Annotated in this window: 16 protein-coding genes; all 16 read left to right on the top strand. The window is 65.4% G+C overall.

Features of this window, described 5'->3' with window-relative positions; translation table 11 throughout:
* Window positions 1-141: 141 nt before the first annotated feature.
* The 16 genes from CUJ90_RS11720 to CUJ90_RS11645 all read left to right on the top strand — a co-directional run bounded on the left by CUJ90_RS11720 (window position 142) and on the right by CUJ90_RS11645 (window position 18,403).
* On the top strand, window positions 142-1,035 hold the full coding sequence (locus CUJ90_RS11720) for an ABC transporter substrate-binding protein (protein ID WP_114163536.1): 894 nt from the start codon (window positions 142-144) through the stop codon (window positions 1,033-1,035).
* Window positions 1,036-1,102: 67 nt separating this feature from the next.
* The gene (locus CUJ90_RS11715; protein WP_114162780.1) at window positions 1,103-2,293 is read left to right on the top strand and encodes an acyl-CoA dehydrogenase family protein; all 1,191 of its coding nucleotides are present in this window, start codon (window positions 1,103-1,105) and stop codon (window positions 2,291-2,293) included.
* Between the two features lie 529 nt (window positions 2,294-2,822).
* Entirely contained in the window at window positions 2,823-3,374 is a 552-nt protein-coding gene (bamE, locus tag CUJ90_RS11710; RefSeq protein ID WP_114162775.1) for an outer membrane protein assembly factor BamE domain-containing protein, read from the top strand.
* Between the two features lie 36 nt (window positions 3,375-3,410).
* Window positions 3,411-4,364 (top strand): patatin-like phospholipase family protein, encoded by a 954-nt coding sequence (locus tag CUJ90_RS11705; protein WP_073430061.1) that lies wholly within the window; start codon window positions 3,411-3,413, stop codon window positions 4,362-4,364.
* A 435-nt stretch (window positions 4,365-4,799) separates the two neighbouring features.
* Window positions 4,800-5,489: an ABC transporter permease gene (locus CUJ90_RS11700; protein ID WP_083084350.1), complete on the top strand. Its 690-nt coding sequence runs from the start codon at window positions 4,800-4,802 to the stop codon at window positions 5,487-5,489.
* Between the two features lie 6 nt (window positions 5,490-5,495).
* Window positions 5,496-6,209, top strand: coding sequence for an ABC transporter permease (locus CUJ90_RS11695; RefSeq protein ID WP_073430060.1), 714 nt, complete (start codon window positions 5,496-5,498; stop codon window positions 6,207-6,209).
* 79 nt (window positions 6,210-6,288) lie between these two features.
* Window positions 6,289-7,080, top strand: a complete 792-nt coding sequence (locus CUJ90_RS11690; protein WP_073430113.1) for an ABC transporter ATP-binding protein — start codon at window positions 6,289-6,291, stop codon at window positions 7,078-7,080.
* 32 nt (window positions 7,081-7,112) lie between these two features.
* On the top strand, window positions 7,113-8,153 hold the full coding sequence (locus CUJ90_RS11685) for a GlxA family transcriptional regulator (protein WP_114162774.1): 1,041 nt from the start codon (window positions 7,113-7,115) through the stop codon (window positions 8,151-8,153).
* A 192-nt stretch (window positions 8,154-8,345) separates the two neighbouring features.
* Window positions 8,346-9,581, top strand: a complete 1,236-nt coding sequence (locus CUJ90_RS11680; RefSeq protein ID WP_114162773.1) for an aspartate aminotransferase family protein — start codon at window positions 8,346-8,348, stop codon at window positions 9,579-9,581.
* 37 nt (window positions 9,582-9,618) lie between these two features.
* Complete coding sequence (gene aruF, locus CUJ90_RS11675) at window positions 9,619-10,674, top strand: arginine/ornithine succinyltransferase subunit alpha (protein ID WP_114163535.1); 1,056 nt, start codon at window positions 9,619-9,621, stop codon at window positions 10,672-10,674.
* The gene (astA, locus tag CUJ90_RS11670; RefSeq protein WP_073430057.1) at window positions 10,671-11,708 is read left to right on the top strand and encodes an arginine N-succinyltransferase; all 1,038 of its coding nucleotides are present in this window, start codon (window positions 10,671-10,673) and stop codon (window positions 11,706-11,708) included. The genes aruF and astA overlap by 4 nt, the downstream gene beginning before the upstream one ends.
* 2 nt (window positions 11,709-11,710) lie before the next feature.
* Window positions 11,711-13,174, top strand: coding sequence for a succinylglutamate-semialdehyde dehydrogenase (astD, locus tag CUJ90_RS11665; RefSeq protein WP_114163534.1), 1,464 nt, complete (start codon window positions 11,711-11,713; stop codon window positions 13,172-13,174).
* 9 nt (window positions 13,175-13,183) lie between these two features.
* A complete protein-coding gene (gene astB, locus CUJ90_RS11660) occupies window positions 13,184-14,524 on the top strand; it encodes an N-succinylarginine dihydrolase (RefSeq protein ID WP_114162772.1) in 1,341 nt (446 codons plus the stop codon).
* Entirely contained in the window at window positions 14,508-15,560 is a 1,053-nt protein-coding gene (astE, locus tag CUJ90_RS11655; RefSeq protein ID WP_244219915.1) for a succinylglutamate desuccinylase, read from the top strand. Before astB ends, astE begins: the two co-directional genes overlap by 17 nt.
* A gap of 271 nt (window positions 15,561-15,831) precedes the next feature.
* Window positions 15,832-16,632 (top strand): ABC transporter substrate-binding protein, encoded by an 801-nt coding sequence (locus CUJ90_RS11650; protein WP_114162771.1) that lies wholly within the window; start codon window positions 15,832-15,834, stop codon window positions 16,630-16,632.
* A gap of 397 nt (window positions 16,633-17,029) precedes the next feature.
* Complete coding sequence (locus CUJ90_RS11645) at window positions 17,030-18,403, top strand: EAL and HDOD domain-containing protein (RefSeq protein WP_114162770.1); 1,374 nt, start codon at window positions 17,030-17,032, stop codon at window positions 18,401-18,403.
* Window positions 18,404-18,493 lie beyond the last annotated feature (90 nt).

The raw sequence follows: 18,493 nt of genomic DNA, 5'->3' as shown, positions 1-18,493 counted from the left end.
AATGACCCATCATCTCGATGCCATGACGTAAGCGCCGCTATGACGACTTCCCGTTCTTCGTTTTCGCTCCCATCCGTTGCGCGATTCCCGCAATCCCTGCTAATCAAACCGTTCGTCGTCGCGACGCTCGCGATCTGCGCGATGCTGTGCGCGGCGCCTTCGCGTGCCGCTGATCTGCCGGTGCTCAAAGTGGGCGACCAGTCGTTGCAGACGCGCGGCATTCTCGAAGCGTCCGGTCAACTGAAAGACCTGCCGTACAAGATCGAGTGGTTCAATTTTCCCGCCGCGCAGCCGCTCGGCGAAGCGTTGAACGCGGGCGCCGTCGATGTCGGCGGCCTCGGCGATGCGCCGCTCGTGTTCGCGCTCGCCGCCGGCGCACGAGTGCGCGCGGTCGCGGCCACCCGCTCGACGCCGCTCGATCTGGCGATCGTGGTCCGCGAACATTCGCCGTTGACCGACGCCGCGAGCCTCAGGGGCAAACGCCTTGCGACGACGCGCGGCTCGATCGGCCACTATCTCGCGCTTGCCGCATTGAAAAGAGCCAACGTGCCGCTGACCGACGTCACCTTCGTCTTCCTCGCGCCCGCCGACGCCAAGGCGGCGCTCGCGTCCGGCAGCGTCGACGCGTGGTCCGTGTGGGACCCGTACACCGCGCTCGGCGAAGCGCGCGATCGCGACCGCATCATCGCCAACGGCGTCGGCCTGTCGGAAGGACTCAGCTATCAGGTGGCGACCGAGCGCGCGATTGCGGAGAAGCGCGCGCAACTCGCCGACTTCCTGAAGCGTGTGGCGATCGGCCAGCGCTGGGCGCTCTCGCATCCCGACGAAGTCGCGGCGATGCAATCGCGCGTCACCGGTTTGCCGACGGACGTATTGAAAACGGTCTATCGACGCGGTCAGGTGCATCCCGTGGCGATCGACGACAGCGTGGTCGCCGCGCAGCAGCGCACCGCCGATACCTACGAAGCGGCCAACGTGATCCGCGCGCATCTCGACGTGCGCCCGAGTTTCGATCGCAGCTTTCCCTTGCCATGAAGGCCATGAAGGCCGTGAACTTTCCGATGCTTTTGCCGCCGCCGTCATCACCCTGCAGAGCCCTCGCATGAATGCCCCGCTTGCCGATCCCGCAGTGACCCGCCGTCATCCGCCGCTTGACAGCGATGCCTTCGACGCATTGCTCGCGCAACTCACGAGCGAGTTCGCCGCGAGCGCCGCGCAATACGATCGCACGGCCGAATTTCCGCATGCGAACCTCGCGCGCCTGCACGAATTCGACCTGCTCTCGCTGACGGTGCCCGTTGCGCTCGGCGGCGCGGGCGCGAGCTTGCCGCACGCGTTGAAGGTGGTGCGGGCGGTGGCGCGCGGCGAGCCGTCCACGGCGCTCGTGCTGGTGATGCAGTATCTGTTTCATCATCGCTTGCAGGGCAATCCGCATTGGCCGGTCGAACTGCGCGAACGCGTCGCGCGCGAAGCGGTGCGCGACGGCGCGCTGATCAACTCGCTGCGCGTCGAACCCGAACTCGGCACCCCGGCGCGCGGCGGCTTGCCGTCGACGATCGCGAGGCGCGGCGCCGACGGCTGGATCATCGACGGCAGCAAGCTGTATTCGACCGGCAGTCCCGGCCTCGCCTGGCTAGCGGTGTGGGCGCGCAGCGACGAGACGCCGCCGCGCGTCGGCGTCTGGCTCGTGCCGCGCGATGCGCCCGGCGTGCGCGTCGGCAGCGAATGGAACCATCTCGGCATGCGCGCGACCGGCAGTCACGAACTGGTGTTCGACAGCGTGTTCGTGCCCGCCGCGCACGCGGTGGACGTGCATCCGCCAGGCGAGCTGGGCGCCGGGTTGGATGCGCTGGGTTTGGCGTGGATGAGCGTGCTGCTGCCGGCCGTTTATGACGGCGTCGCGCGGGCCGCCCGCGACTGGTTCGCGCGCTGGGCCGTCGAGCGCAAGCCCGGCAATCTCGGCGCGCCGCTCGCGAGCCTGCCCGCATTCGAGCAAACGCTCGGCCGCATCGACGCGCTGCTGTTCAACAACCGCGTCGTGCTCGACGCCGCCGCGCATGCGCGGCACATGACGCTCGACGAAGCGCCGCTGGTCAAATACACGGTGACGAATCAGTCGATCGAGGCGGTGCAACTGGCGGTGGAGGCGAGCGGCAATCCGGGCTTGAGCCGCGACAATCCGCTCGAACGCCATTACCGCGACGTGCTGTGCGCGCGGATTCACACGCCGCAAAACGATTCGGTGCTGCAAGGCGCGGGTCGCGCGGGCTTCGCCGCCTTCATGCACGGATAAGGAACGCGCGCGTTGCCGCTCGCGGCGCGGCCGAGGTTGTCACGGAACGCAAATCCTCTGCCAATTCGGTGTAAACGCGCTCTCGTCTAAAGTGTCCAATCCGTTTAGATTAGCTGCACTTGGAAGGCTTTTCGAGGGACCAGGGCGGCCAAACCAGCAGCGGTCCGTTCATTCCGGCGATGGCGCAAGGTCAGAGGCCAAGGTCTCTCACCGCTTCGTCCGGAACCTGACCGCTGCGCGTCGTCCGCGGTGCTTCGTCTCAGGCGGCCACCTGGCCGCTGTCACTTCCGGTTGACCGTATCGACCGACCTGGCGACGCTTGCACAGCGTCGCCTTTTTGCTTTTCAGGCCACGCGCTTTTCATCCCGCCTTTCATCCTCTTTCATGTCGAGCCGGCTCGCGCGACCGCACGCGCTGGCTCGCGGCTCTCGCTCGCGGTTTTTTCCTTGCGCGGTTATCCTGTAGCAGACACTACACAACGAGATGCGGACGGGCCTGGCCCGACCCGCATCACTACAGGAAACTCGCTGTGAGCCTCAAACTGCTTATCGTCGCCATGCTGGCGGGATCCGTCGCGCTGAGCGGCTGCGACCAACAACAGAGCGACCGCGCCGTGCAAAAACTCAAGGACTTGTTCAACGCCGTCAAACCCGACGCGCTCCTCCTCAAGAACATGACGCCGGGCGTCACGACCGAGGCGCAGATTCGCGATCAAATGGGTAAACCGGAGACCGAGCGCACATACACCGACGGTTCAAAACGCTTCGAATATCCACGTGGCCCGCAAGGGCTGAACACCTACATGGTCGACATCGACCGCGACGGCAAATTGCAGGCGATCACGCAGGTGCTGACCGCCGCCAACTTCGCGAAGATCCGCATCGGCATGAGCGAGGACGAAGTGCGCCGCCTGCTCGGCAAGCCGGGCGAGGTCGCGGTGTTTCCGCTGAAGCCGGAGACCGTGTGGAGCTGGAAGTGGCGCGAGGGCGGCGTGACGGAAGAAGGCATTTTCAACGTGCACTTCGACCAGTATCAGAAGGTGTACACCACATCGCGTTCGGACGTGGTGCGTGGTCGATAGACGAGAAAAGACGCAGGACAGAAGACGGGGGCAAGCATGATACGTCGACGTCGGTACAGCCGCATCGGGCTGGTATTGGGGGGCGGCGCCGCGCGCGGCTGGGCGCATATCGGCGCGATTCGCGCGCTGCACGATGCGGGCATCAAGCCCGACGTGGTGTGCGGCACGTCGATCGGCGCGCTGGTGGGCGCGGTCTACGCGAACGGCGACCTGGACTGGCTCGAGGAGTGGGTGTCGCGCCTCACGTGGCAGACGGTGGTGAGGCTGCTCGATCTGCGCCTGTCGGGCGGCTTGCTCGGCGGGCGCAAGGTGATTCAACTGTTCGCCGACAAATTCGCCGGCCGCTCGATCGCGCAGTTGAACATGCCGTTCGCGGCGGTCGCCACCGAACTCGATTCGGGCCGCGAAAGCTGGTTGCAGGACGGCAGCGTGGTGGACGCGGTGCGCGCGTCGATTGCGATTCCGGGCATCTTCACGCCGGTGTGGCACAACGGCGTCTGGCTCGTGGATGGCGGGCTGAGCAATCCGGTGCCGGTTTCGGTGGCGCGCGGCATGCGGGCGGACTGCGTGATCGCCATCGATCTGAACAACGACATTCTGAACGGCCGGGACTTCGGCGGCGCGGTGGTCGACACGCCCGCCATCGATCCGAATGCGCCGCCGCCGGTCGCATTGCGCCGCAACGGCAAGCCGTGGCCGCGCTGGCTCGCGCCGGCCGACGCGCGCTTCACCACCGACGTGCGCGTGCCGCCCGCGCCGAGCGCGCGCGTGCCGTCCATGCTGAGTTCGATCGCGCAGAGCATCGACATCATGCAGGTGCGGATCACGCGCAGCCGCCTGGCGGGCGAACCGGCCGACATTCTGATTCAGCCGCGGCTGGGCGGCATGGGGATTTTCGATTTTCACCGCGCGGCGCCGGCGATCGAAGAGGGGCGCGCGGCCGTGGAGCATATGCTGCCGGCGATCCGGTCGCGGCTGGGGCTCGAGTAGGTTTTTTTCGGACCGCCCGGGGTCGCGAGCGTTGTGTCGTGTCGGCCGTTCGCAGGGAGGTCGACCTCAAGAAGCGGTTCATCGATGAGTCACGAAAGGGCTTCGCGACTCATATACGAACCATACGGGTATTTTTCGGCCGGTCTCCGCGCCGTCTCCAACCGTTCCCATCTATCGAAAAAGCGACCCGAAACTTGCTAAATCGCCTCGGCGCGCGCGGTGCGCGTGGGAGCCCGCCAACCCCCGCCGCCCGCAGCACCAAGCGCTGCAAGCCTCCCGCGTCCTCACCGTCCGCCTTGATGCGCCGCAACAAAGCGCGCGCCCGCCTTTGAGCATTTAATTTTCGCTTGCGAGACTCCGCGCCATGCTACGACGAGCGGCCAAGGCAAGCCGGCGTCGTCCATGACATCCCAACGAACCTGGATGGAGACACGCGTGTTCCTTTACGGCTTTGGCCCGGTGCTGCTCGCCGGCACGATCCAGACGATCGAGCTGTCCGTCCTCTCGCTGGCGGCCGCCGTGCTGCTCGGCCTCGCGGGCGCGGCGGCGAAACTCTCGTTCAACCGCCCGCTGCGGGCGCTCGCCACCGGCTATACGACGCTGATCCGCTCGGTGCCCGACCTCGTGCTGATGCTGCTGCTGTTCTATAGCATCCAGATCGCGGTCAACAATCTCACCGACGCGCTCGAGCTGCCGCAGTTCGACATCGATCCGTTCGTGGCCGGCGTGCTGACGCTCGGTTTCATCTACGGCGCGTATTTCACCGAGACCTTTCGCGGCGCGTTTCTCGCGGTGCCGCGCGGCCAACTGGAGGCGGGCAGCGCCTACGGCATGAGCGGCGCGCGCGTGTTCACGCGCATCCTGTTTCCGCAGATGATGCGTTTCGCGCTGCCCGGCATCGGCAACAACTGGCAGGTGCTGGTGAAGGCCACGGCGCTGGTGTCGATCATCGGTCTCGCGGACGTGGTCAAGGCCGCGCAGGACGCCGGCAAAAGCACGTTCAACATGTTCTTCTTCATCCTGGTCGCCGCGCTGATCTATCTGGCGATCACCACCGTATCGAATCTCGCGCTGATCTGGCTGGAACGGCGCTATTCGATCGGCGTGCGGCACGCGGAGCTCTGAGCCACCATGATCGATATCCTCAATCAATTCTGGCGCGCGTTCCTGTACTGGGACGGTCAGCGCATCTCGGGCCTCGCGGTCACGCTATGGCTGCTGGTGGCGTCGGTCGGCATCGGCTTCGTGTTGGCGATACCGTTGGCGGTGGCGCGGGTGTCGAAAAAGCGCTGGCTGTCCACGCCCGTGCGCCTCTACACGTATGTGTTTCGCGGCACGCCGCTGTACGTGCAATTGCTGCTGATCTACACCGGCATGTACAGCCTCGAATTCGTGCGCTCGCATCAACTGCTCGACGCGTTTTTCCGCAGCGGTTTTCACTGCGCGATTCTCGCCTTCGCGCTGAACACCTGCGCGTACACCACCGAGATCTTCGCCGGCGCGATCCGTTCGACCTCGCATGGCGAGGTGGAAGCGGCGCGCGCCTACGGCATGAGCGGGTTCACGATGTACCGCCGCATTGTGATACCGTCCGCGCTGCGCCGGGCACTGCCGTTGTACAGTAACGAAGTGATCCTGATGCTGCACGCCACCACGGTCGCGTTCACGGCCACGGTGCCGGACATCCTGAAGGTGGCGCGCGACGCGAATTCCGCCACCTATCAGTCGTTCGACGCGTTCGGCCTCGCGGCGCTGATCTACCTCGTGGTGTCGTTCGCGCTGGTGGCGCTGTTCCGCCGCGCCGAGCGTCACTGGCTGGGTTACCTGGCGGTGCGCACGCATTGAGCGAACCGGGTACGCATGAGCGGCGCGACGCATGCGCGCCGTCACCAAGATTGATCCGTATTTTCCAAGGGAGAGCATCTTGCTCCACACGACTCAAACCGAAGCTTGCAAGCTCGCCGTTCAGGACATCCACAAGCGCTACGGCGACAACGAAGTGCTCAAGGGCGTCTCGCTGAACGCGAACAAGGGCGACGTGATCAGCATCATCGGCGCGAGCGGATCGGGCAAGAGCACCTTCCTGCGCTGCATCAATTTTCTCGAGCGGCCGAACGCCGGGCAGATCGTCGTCGACGGCGAAACGGTCAAGACCAAGGCCGACCGCCACGGCAATCTCGAAGTGGCCGATCACAAGCAACTGCAACGCATCCGCACCAAGCTCGCAATGGTGTTCCAGCACTTCAACCTGTGGGCGCACATGAACGTGATCGAGAACATCGTCGAGGCGCCGATTCATGTGCTCGGCTTGCCGCGTCGCGAGGCCGAAGATCGCGCGCGCGAATATCTCGAGAAGGTCGGTCTCGCGCCGCGTCTGGAAAAGCAGTATCCGTCGCATCTGTCGGGCGGTCAGCAGCAGCGCGTGGCGATTGCGCGCGCGCTCGCCATGAACCCCGACGTGATGCTGTTCGACGAGCCCACCTCCGCGCTCGACCCCGAACTGGTCGGCGAAGTGCTGAAGGTCATGCAGAAGCTCGCGGAAGAAGGCCGCACCATGATCGTCGTCACGCACGAAATGGGTTTCGCGCGCAACGTGTCGAATCATGTGATGTTCCTGCATCAAGGCCGCACCGAGGAAGAGGGCTTGCCCGCCGAGGTGCTCACCACGCCGCGCAGCGAACGGCTCAAGCAGTTCCTCTCCGGCAGCCTGAAGTAACGCGCGGCTCGCGCTGCGCGTTTCATCGAGCGATGGCCCGTCCCTCCAATCCGGCTCGCACCACGCAGGTTGCAATCGTCGCGTTGCCGCCCGTATCGATGTCGGGCGTCGGGCCGATTGTCGACGCGCTCAATCTTGCCAATGAAATCGACGGCCGCGCGCTGTACCGCGTCCAGGTGTGTTCGTGGGACGGCCGCGCGGTGCCGCTGTCGGGCGGCGCGCACTGGCCGGCCGATGCGGCGTTCGGCGATGCGATTGCGTGCGACTGGCTGATCGTCGTCAGCGAACGGTTTCAGCAATTCGCCGACTACCGGCTGTTTCTGGCGAGCCTGTCGCGCGTCGGGCAGCGCACGCCGCTCGTGACCGGCATTCATCACGGCGTCTGGTGGCTCGCGATGGCGGGGCAGTTGTCCGGTTATCGCGTGAGCGTCAACTGGGAAACCTATCAGCAGTTCTCCGAGCAGTTCGAACGCTCGATCGTCACGCAACAGATCTTCGAAATCGACCGCGATCGCGCCACCTGCGCGGGCGGCCAGGCCACGGTCGATTTCATGCTGGCGATGATCGGCCGCGATCATGGGCCCGAACTGGCCGACCGGATCGCGGACACGCTCGGCGTCGGCGTATTGCGCGCGGGCGAGGAGCGCCAGCGCATTCCGTTCGTGACGGCGCCGGGCGAGCGCCATCCGCGTTTGAACGACGCGTTGCTGCTGATGGAAGCGAATATCGAAGACCCGCTCACCACCGACGAAATCGCGGGACTCGTCGGCGTGTCGCGGCGGCAACTGGAGCGGCTGTTTCGCCAGTATCTCGGCTCGATGCCGTCCAAATACTACCTGGGGCTGCGGCTTTCGAAAGCGCGCACGCAATTGCAGCGCACCAGCAAATCGGTCGTGCAGATCAGCCTCGCGTGCGGGTTTTCATCGGCGGCGCACTTTTCGAATGCGTACCGCGAACGTTTTGGTGTCACACCGCGCGAGGATCGTCGCAACTGGATCGACAAACAGACCGGCGCGACCGGCGTCGCGGCCAGCGAGCCGCGCGCGGGCGCGCTGATCGAGCGGCCGGAATAAGCCGCGATGGGGTTGCAGTAAGCCGCAACGAGCCGCAACGAGCCGCAATAAGTCGGCACAAGCCGCGATCGAGCGTGACGCATCGCGTGCGGCGCGTGGAAGCTCATAGAAAGCGTCGCGTATGCGCAAGACGTATCGCCTGCGGTTTCCTACACTAACGGTATTACCTCTCACCTGTAACGAGGATTTGCCATGAACGACCTGACTGTGACACGACAGACCTTCGACGAAGTCATGGTGCCGGTGTTTGCGCCCGCGCCCTTCGTGCCGGATCGCGGTCTCGGCTCGCGCGTCTGGGATACGCAAGGCCGCGACTATATCGACTTCGCCGGCGGCATCGCCGTCACCGCGCTCGGTCATGCGCATCCCGAATTGCTGAAAGTGCTGCACGAGCAGGGCGGCAAGCTGTGGCACATCGGCAATGGCTACACCAACGAGCCGGTGCTGCGCCTTGCCAGGCGTCTGGAAGATCTGACGTTCGCCGACCGCGCGTTCTTCGCCAACTCGGGCGCCGAAGCGAACGAAGCCGCGCTGAAGCTGGCGCGCCGCGTCGCGTTCGAGCGCCACGGCGCGGATAAATTCGAAATCGTCTCGTTCACGCAGTCGTTTCATGGCCGCACGTTCTTCACCGTGAGCGTCGGCGGTCAGCCGAAGTATTCGGAAGGCTTCGGCCCGGTGCCCGAGGGCATCGTCCATTTGCCGTACAACGATATCGACGCCGCGAGGAAAGCGATCGGCGCGAAAACCTGCGCGGTGATCGTCGAGCCGATCCAGGGCGAGGGCGGCGTGATCCCGGCCGATCCGGCGTTCCTGAAGGCGCTGCGCGAGGCCTGCGATCAGCACGGCGCACTGCTGATTTTTGACGAGGTACAAACGGGTGTGGGCCGCAGCGGCTATTTCTACGCGTACCAGGAAACCGGCGTCACGCCCGACATCCTCACCACCGCGAAGGCGCTCGGCAACGGTTTCCCGATCGGCGCGATGCTGACCACCAACGAACTGGCCGCGCATTTCAAGGTCGGCGTGCACGGCACGACGTATGGCGGCAATCCGCTGGCTTCGGCGATCGCCGAGAAGGTGGTCGAACTGGTCAGCGATCCCAGGCTGCTCGAAGGCGTGCATGCGCGCAGCGATGCATTGAAGGCTCACCTCGCGAAACTCAACGAGCGCTTCGGTTTGTTCAAGGAGGTGCGCGGCAAGGGTCTTCTGATCGGCGCGGAATTGACCGATGCGTTCAGAGGGCGCGCGAAAGACTTCGTCACCGCGGCGGGCCAGCACGGCGTGATCATGCTGATGGCGGGGCCGGACGTGCTGCGCTTCGTGCCGTCGCTGATCATGCCGCTCGACGACATGAATGAGGGCTTCGCGCGTCTCGCGAAGGCCATCGAGCAAATCGTCGGCGTGAAGGCCGAAGCGCCGTTGAAATAACCCACGCCATCATGCGTCACATTCAACAGGAACGATGATGCTCTTCGTACGCCCCGGCCGCCTCGCCGATCTCGATGCGCTCGAACACATGGCGCGCACCGCGCAACCGGTGCTGCATTCGCTGCCGCACGACCGGGCTGCGCTCGAAGCGCGCGTCGCATTGTCGGAAGACTCGTTTCGCGCGGAGGTCGATTTTCCGGGCGAGGAGTTCTACCTGTTCGTGCTCGAAGACTCGGCAAGCGGCAAGCTGATGGGCACGGCGAGCATCGTCGCCGCCGCCGGTTACTCGGACCCGTTCTACGCGTTTCGCAACGACGCGCTGATTCATGCGTCGCGCGAATTGCACGTGAACCGCAAGATTCACGCGCTCACCATGTCGCATGAACTGACCGGCAAGAGCCGGCTCGCGGGCTACTACATCGACCCGTCGCTGCGCGGCGACGCGGCCGCGCATCTAATGTCGCGGGCGCGCATGATGTACATCGCCGCCAATCGCAAGCGCTTCACGTCCGAGGTGTTCTCGCTCCTGCTCGGCGTCACCGACGACGCGGGCGTGTCGCCGTTCTGGGAAGCCGTGGGCCGCAAGTTTTTCGGCCGCGATTTCGCCGACATCGAAATCGAATCGGGCGGCCGTAGCCGCACCTTCATCGCCGAAGTGATGCCGACCTATCCGATCTATGTGCCGCTGTTGCCGGAAGCGGCGCAACGCGTGCTCGGCGAACCGGACTCGAAGGCGTTGCTCGCCTACGAGATCCACCTGGAAGAAGGTTTCGAAACGGACCGCTACGTCGATATTTTCGATGCGGGCCCGGTGCTGACCGCGCAAGTGGACCGCAGTGCGTGCGTGGCGCGCAATGAAACGCGCGTGGTCCATGAAGCCGCGGCCGCTCCCGACGGCGCGACGTATCTGATCGCGCACAACGGCGCGGACGGGGAATTTCGCTGCGTACTCGGCGACCTCGCCGCGAACAAGCAAGCCGGCGCGTCGTTGTCTCACGCGGCGCGCGCGGCGCTCGGCGTGGAAGAGGGCGATACCGTGCGCTGCGTGCCGCTGCACCAGCCGCATCAGCAAGAATCGGGAGACGCACGATGATCGTCGTTCGCGTTGTGCAACGAGGCGATGTGGACGCGCTCATGCGTCTCGCGCAGGAAACCGGCCCGGGCCTCACCACGTTCAAGCCGGATCGCGAGGCGCTTGTCGCGCGCATCGAACGCGCGCGCCGCACGATGGAAGACAAAGCCGCGCCGCACGAGGCGGGCTATTTCTTCGTGATGGAAGACACCGACACGGGCGACGTGGCCGGCGTCTGCGGAATCGAAACGGCGGTGGGTCTGCAGCAGCCGTTCTACAACTATCGCGTGAGTACCGTGGTGCACGCGAGCCAGGACCTCGGCATCTGGACGCGCATGCGCGCGCTCAACATCTCGCACGACCTCACGGGTTACGCCGAAGTGTGCTCGCTGTTCCTGAGCCCGCGTTACCGCACGAGCGGTGTCGGCGGCTTGCTGTCGCGCTCGCGCTTCATGTTTCTCGCGCAGTTTCGCGAACGCTTTCCGCAGCGTCTGTGCGCGGAATTGCGCGGCCATTTCGATGAGCAGGGCACGTCGCCGTTCTGGCGCGCGGTCGGCTCGCATTTCTACCAGATCGATTTCAACGCGGCGGACTACCTGAGTTCGCACGGCCGCAAGGCGTTTCTCGCGGAACTGATGCCGCGCTATCCGGTGTACGTGGAACTGCTGCCGGAGGAAGCGCAGCAATGCGTCGGCCTCACGCACAGCGACACGATTCCGGCGCGCCGCATGCTCGAATCGGAAGGGCTGCGCTACGAGAACCACGTCGATATCTTCGACGCGGGCCCGGTGCTCGAATGCCACATCTCCGACTTGCGCACCGTGCGCGAGAGCGTGGTGGTGCCGGTCGAGATCGCCGACGTGCCGGCGGGCGCGCCGCAGGATGCGCCGCGGTCGCTGGTATCGAACACGTCGCTGGGCGATTTTCGCGTGGGCGCGGCGGCGGGCGTGCCGCAAGACGGCGTGTTCCGTCTGTGCGCCGCCGAGGCCGCGGCGCTCGACGTCAAGGCAGGCGACCCGGTGCGGGTGCTGCCGTTGAAACATAAACAGGGATGATCATGAGCGAGCTTTTCATCGACGGCGAATGGGCCGCCGGCACGGGACCCGCATTCGCGTCGCGCAACCCCGGTACGGGCGCGACGGTGTGGGAAGGCAACAGCGCGTCGGCGGACGACGTCGATCGCGCGGTACGCAGCGCGCGCCGCGCGTTTGCGGCGTGGTCCGCGTTCAGCCTCGACGAGCGTTGCGGCGTGGTGCGCCGCTTCGCCGCGCTCGTGACCGAGCGCAAGGAGGCGCTGGCCGAGGCGATCGGCCGCGAGACCGGCAAGCCGCTGTGGGAAGCGCGCACCGAAGCCGCTTCGATGGCGGCGAAGGTCGAGATTTCGATTCAGGCCTACAACGAACGCACCGGCGAAAAACGTTCGGCGATGGCGGACGGCACGGCTGTATTGCGGCATCGTCCGCATGGCGTGGTGGCGGTGTTCGGGCCGTATAACTTTCCGGGCCATCTGCCGAACGGGCACATCGTGCCGGCGCTGATCGCGGGCAACGCGGTCGTGTTCAAGCCGTCGGAACTCGCGCCGGGCGTGGCCGCTGTCACCGTGCAGATCTGGCGCGACGCGGGCTTGCCCGCGGGCGTGCTGAACCTGGTGCAAGGCGAGAAAGAGACCGGCATTGCGCTCGCGAACCATCGGCAGATAGACGGTTTGTTCTTCACCGGCAGCTCGGATACCGGCACCTTGCTGCACAAGCAGTTCGGCGGGCGGCCCGAGATCGTGCTGGCGCTGGAGATGGGCGGCAACAATCCGCTCGTGATCGGGCCGGTTGCCGATCTCGACGCCGCCGTGCATCACACGATCCAGTCGGCGTTTCTGTCGGCGGGGCAGCGTTGCACGTGCGCGCGCCGCATCTTCGTGCCGAACGACGCGTTCGGCGACCGCTTCATGGCGCGCTTTACCGAGGTCACGTCGCGCATCAGCGTCGGTGAATACGACGCCGACCCGCAGCCTTTCATGGGCGCGGTGATTTCGGCGCGCGCGGCTGCGCGGCTCGTCGCCGCCCAAGAGCGTTTGCTGGCCGACGGCGCGCAAGCGTGGCTGAAGATGGAGCAGCGCGATCCGCAGCTCGGCTTCGTCACGCCCGCGATTCTCGACGTAACGGCCGTGAAGAATCTGCCCGACGAGGAACATTTCGGCCCGCTCGCGCAAGTCATCCGTTACGGCAACTTCGACGAAGCGCTCGACAAGGCCAACGACACCGAATTCGGTCTCTCGGCGGGCCTGCTCGCCGACGACGAAGCGCTGTGGACGCATTTCCAGCGCACCATCCGCGCGGGCATCGTCAACTGGAACCGGCCGACCAACGGGGCTTCTTCCGGCGCGCCGTTCGGCGGTCCGGGGCGCTCGGGCAATCACCGGCCGAGCGCGTATTACGCCGCCGACTACTGCGCGTATCCGATGGCGTCCGTCGAAAGCGCGCAACTGCACATGCCCGCGAGCGTCTCGCCGGGCCTTCAATTCTAAGGATCGACGATGCAAGCCACTGAAGCCAATTTCGACGGCCTGGTCGGCCCGACCCACAACTACGCGGGGCTCTCGTTCGGCAATGTCGCGTCGCAGAGCAACGAGAAGTCGATTGCGAACCCGAAGGCGGCGGCCAAGCAGGGCCTGCGCAAGATGAAGCAACTGGCCGACCTCGGCTTTCATCAGGGCGTGTTGCCGCCGCAGGAGCGTCCGTCGATGCGCCTGTTGCGCGAGCTCGGTTTTTCCGGCGACGACGCCACGGTCATCGCCCGCGTGGCGAAAGACGCCCCCGAGTTGCTGGCTGCCGCAAGCTCCGCGTCGGCGATGTGGACGGCGAACGCGGCCACCGTGAGCCCGTCCGCCGATACGCACGACGGCCGCGTGCATTTCACGCCGGCCAATCTGTGCAGCAAGCTGCATCGCGCGATCGAACACGAATCCACGCGCCGCACGTTGCGCGCGATTTTCAGCGACGACGGCCGTTTCGCCGTTCACGAAGCGCTGCCCGGCACGCCGGCGCTCGGCGACGAAGGCGCGGCGAATCACACGCGCTTTTGCGCTGAATATGGCGCACGTGGCGTCGAATTCTTCGTCTATGGCCGCAGCGAATATCGCCGTGGACCGGAGCCGAAGCGCTTCCCCGCGCGTCAGACTTTCGAGGCGAGCCGCGCGATCGCGCAGCGCCACGGTCTCGCGGATGCGGCCACGGTCTATGCGCAGCAGAACCCCGACGTGATCGACGCGGGCGTGTTTCATAACGACGTGATCGCGGTCGGCAATCGCACCACGCTGTTCTGTCATCAACTCGCGTTCGTCGAACAGAAGGCGGTGTACGACGAATTGCGCTCGAAGCTCTTGGGGCTAAAGGCCGAGTTCAACGTGATCGAAGTGCCCGACGCGCAGGTGAGCGTGGCCGACGCCGTCACCTCCTATCTGTTTAACAGCCAGTTGCTGACGCGCCCCGACGGCAAGCAGGTGCTGGTCGTGCCGCAAGAGTGCCGCGAGAACGAGCGCGTTGCCGCCTACCTCGACGGTTTGACGTCGCGCACCGGTCCGATCGACGACGTGCTGGTGTTCGATTTGCGCGAGAGCATGAAGAACGGCGGCGGCCCGGCGTGTCTGCGGCTGCGCGTGGTGCTCGACGACGCGGAGCGCGCGGCGGTGAACGGCGGCGTGTGGATCGACGACAAGCTGTTCGGCCGTCTCGATTCGTGGATCGAAAAGCACTATCGCGACCGCCTCGCGCCGGCCGATCTGACCGATCCGCAATTGCTCGCCGAATCGCGCACCGCGCTCGACGAACTGACGCAGATTCTCGCGCTGGGCTCGCTGTATGACTTCCAGCGCTGAGCACGGCATGCCGGTTGCGCTGCTCGACGATTTCCTCGCCTATACGCTGGCGGGTTCGCGGCCTGCCGCACATGAGGCGCAGGGTACGTGTGCCCACGGCGCGCGCTGGTCGTGGCTCGACGATGGCGTGCTCGTCATCGAGCCCGCGGCGCAGGAGCGCGATACGCGCAGCGTGCTCGCCTCGGCCGGCATTCACGGCGACGAGACCGCGCCGATCGAACTGCTGTCGCGTCTCGTGCGCGATATCGCGCACGGCGATGCCGCGCTGACCTGCCGCTTGATGGTGATCCTCGGCAACGTCGACGCCATGCGCGACGCGTGCCGTTATCGCGACGACGATCTGAACCGCCTCTTCAGCGGACGGCACGAACAACTGCCGCGCAGCCACGAAGCGCCGCGCGCCGCCGCGTTGGAACAGGCGGCGATGCGCTTCTTCGCCGCCGCGTCGGATAAGCCGGGCGCGCGTTGGCATGTCGACATGCATACGGCGATTCGCGCCTCCGCCTTCGAGCAATTCGCGTTGTTGCCGCATACCGGCAAGCCGTTTTCGCGCGCGATGTTCGCATGGCTCGGCGAGGCGCGCATCAGCGCGGTGCTGTTGCATACCACCAGGGCCAACACGTTCTCGAACTTCACGGCTGAGACTTGCCGTGCACAAGCTTGCACGCTGGAACTCGGCAAGGTGCAGCCGTTCGGCCAGAACGACCTGACACGATTCGCGGGCGCGGATGAAGCGCTGCGTCATCTGCTCGCCGGGACGAACGGCAACACGCAGGCGGCGATGCCGCGCGTGTTCACCGTGATCGATCAACTCACCAAGCACAGTGAAGCGTTCGAATTGCTGTTGGCCGAGGACGTGCCCAACTTCACGCCGTTCGCGAAGGGTACCCTGCTCGCGCGCGACGGCGACTATCGCTACACCGTGCGTCACGATGAAGAGCGCATCGTGTTTCCGAACGCCACGGTCAAGCCGGGTTTGCGCGCCGGTTTGCTGGTGATCGAAACCACCGGCGAGACGCTGTCGCAACTCGTCTAGCCGCGCGTCGCTTCAGTTGTTTTCTCTGCTCCGCCTTGCGTGAACGCGACACGGATTTGCACGTTCGACGTGCATCGATCCGGCGTCGCGCGACGCTCGCGCTTGCCTCGCCCCGTCAGTCGTACGCAACCCGGCCTGTACAATCGCCGCCTCGCGGCTGTTGCGTTGCACCACACCGGCCGCGCGAGTTTGAATCGCCTTTTTGGCGCGGCAATCATGTTTGCCCGGATTCGGCTCCGTCTTATTCAATACCGTAGAGGAAACACCCGTAATGAAGATGAATTGGCGAAACATGGCTGCGCTCGCACTGTTCGCGGCGTCGGCGGTCACGGTAACGGCAGGCACCGCGTCGGCGGCGGACATCAAGGAAGTGCGCTTCGGCGTGGAGGCGTCGTACGCGCCGTTCGAATCGAAGTCGCCGTCGGGCGAACTGCAAGGTTTCGATATCGACGTCGGCAACGCGGTGTGCGCGAAGCTCAAGGCGAAATGCGTGTGGGTCGAGAATTCGTTCGACGGCCTGATTCCGGCGTTGCAGGCGCGCAAGTTCAACGCGATCAACTCCGACATGACGATCACGGATCAGCGCCGCCAGGCGGTCGACTTCACCGATCCGATCTATTCGATTCCGAATCAGATGATCGCGAAGAAGGGCAGCGGTTTGTTGCCGACGCCGGCCTCGCTCAAGGGCAAGCACGTCGGCGTGCTGCAAGGCACGATTCAGGAAGCGTATGCAAAGGCGCGCTGGGCGCCCGCCGGTGTCGACGTCGTGCCGTACCAGACGCAGGACCAGATCTACGCCGACCTCGCCTCCGGGCGGCTCGACGCCGCGTTCCAGGACGCGGAAGCGGCCTCGAAGGGCTTTCTGAAGAAGCCGCAGGGCGCGGGATACGAGTTCGCCGGCCCGGTCGTCACGGATGAGAAACTGCTCGGCGCGGGCGTCGGCTTCGGCATCCGCAAGGGCGATACGGCGCTGAAGAACGCGTTGAACGAGGCGCTCAAGGAACTGAAGGCGGACGGCACGATCGACCGCTTCGCGGCGAAGTACTTCGATGTGAAGGTCGTGTTGAAGTAATGCCTGGTGAGGGTTTCTTTTTGAAGTAAATGCAAGCGGCCGCTGATCGTGAACAGCGGCCGTTTGCATATTGAAAGCCCGGAAGCGATACCGGCCACGGCGCGAGTCGGAGCGCCGGCGGCCCCCTCGATGCGCTCTTCAGATCGATGTTTTGCAGGGAGTCGCTCGTCCCTTCAAGCATTGTCCATGGCTGGCCGGTTATCGTTCAGGCCGCTCGCCAAATATTTCCAGATATTGCTTCACAGGCATGTCCGCGGATAACGGCGTGAGATAGAATCGCCTGGCGCATCGCGGGCGAAACGGCTTCTGGGCTTCAGACCTTGGGCCGCACGCTGTCGATGCAGCAAAACCAAAATACAGCAGGAGGCGCCGGGGTGGCGCTGAGCGGGGGATCGGAATGAGCACCACCATCGCAATCGAAAATCCGGGCCATACAGGCGCCACGGACGATACGCAATTGAACGCCAGCTTTGCGCGGCAACCGATTCTGAATCGGGACGGCATGCTGTGCGGCTATGAGATCAAGGTCCGCGCGCCGGCATGGCCCGACGCCGCGGCCAACGAGCCGGCTTCAAACCCGAACACCCAGGCGGAGCCCGACGCGGCGCCGGGCCGCGCGCCGAGTCCCGCGCAACAGGTGGCGAACGCGATCGTTCGCGGCCTCGTGCAAGGCCACGTGCGCGGCGCGCTCACCGGGCATCCGGCTTACGTGGATGTAAGCCGCGAGTTGCTGCTCGACGACGCAATCGAGCGGCTGCCCGCCGAGCGCTTCATGCTCGAACTGTCGCCCGCAATCGAAGTCGACGAGGCGCTGATCGAGCGCATCGTGCAGTTGCATGGCCGGCGCTACCGCTTCGTGCTCGACGAAGTGACGCAGCCCAACGAGAGCTTCGCCAGGCTGCTGCCTTACGCGGACGTGGTCAAGATCGACGTGACACGCGCGCCGGCCGCGCTGTTGCCCAAGCTCGCGAGCGTGCTCAAGTCGGCGGGCAAATTGTTGATCGCGTCGGGCGTGGACACGCAGGCCGGTTTCGAGGCGGCGCTGGCGCTCGGCTTCGACCGTTTCCAGGGGTATTTCTTCGCGCGTGCGCAGACCTCGTTGACGCGCCGTGTCAGCGCGCCGCGGCATGCGTTGCTGAATCTGCTGCAACTGCTGGCGGGCGATCCGACCGTCGCGCAGCTCGAAGCCGAGTTGAAACTGAATCCGGTGCTCGTGATGCATCTGATGAAGCTCGCGAATTCGAGCGGCCTCGCGGTCGGCCACAAGGTGACGACGCTGCGCGAAGCGATCAACGCGACGGGCACCGACCGCATCGCGCGCTGGACGCAATTGCTGCTCTACGCCGACGGCCGCAAGGTCGCGCTCGAGGACGATCCCTTGCTGCAACTCGCGGCGACCCGGGCGCGCTTCATGGAACTGGCGATCGAGCGCTTGCCCGAAGCGGGGCGTGACGAGGCCGACGCGGCGTTTCTCACCGGCGTGTTTTCATTCGTCGATGCGGTGTTCGGCGGCTCGCTCGAAAGCACGCTCAATGTGTTGACGCTGTCGCGGCCGATCCAGGCGGCGATTCTGCATCGTGAGGGCGTGTTGGGCTTGTTGCTCTCCGCGGTCGAAGCGCTGGAGCGCGGCGCATGGGATGACGTCGAGGCCATGTGCGCGCGCCTGCAGCCGTTGACGGTGGAAGAGGTCGCCCAGTTGGGCTTGATGGCGGGCGCGTGGGCAGGGGTGGCGGATCGCAGCGCGGAAGGGTTGGAGCGGATCGAGGATTGAGGATTGAGGCTTGAGGCGTGTATCCGAAGGCTGCGGCATGCGGAACATGCCGCGCTCCGCACGCGAGGCGTCGGGCAAATGCAGAACCGG

This window comes from Paraburkholderia terricola (assembly GCF_003330825.1).
GTDB lineage: Bacteria > Pseudomonadota > Gammaproteobacteria > Burkholderiales > Burkholderiaceae > Paraburkholderia > Paraburkholderia terricola.
This window is presented reverse-complemented; position numbering and strand designations above follow the sequence as displayed.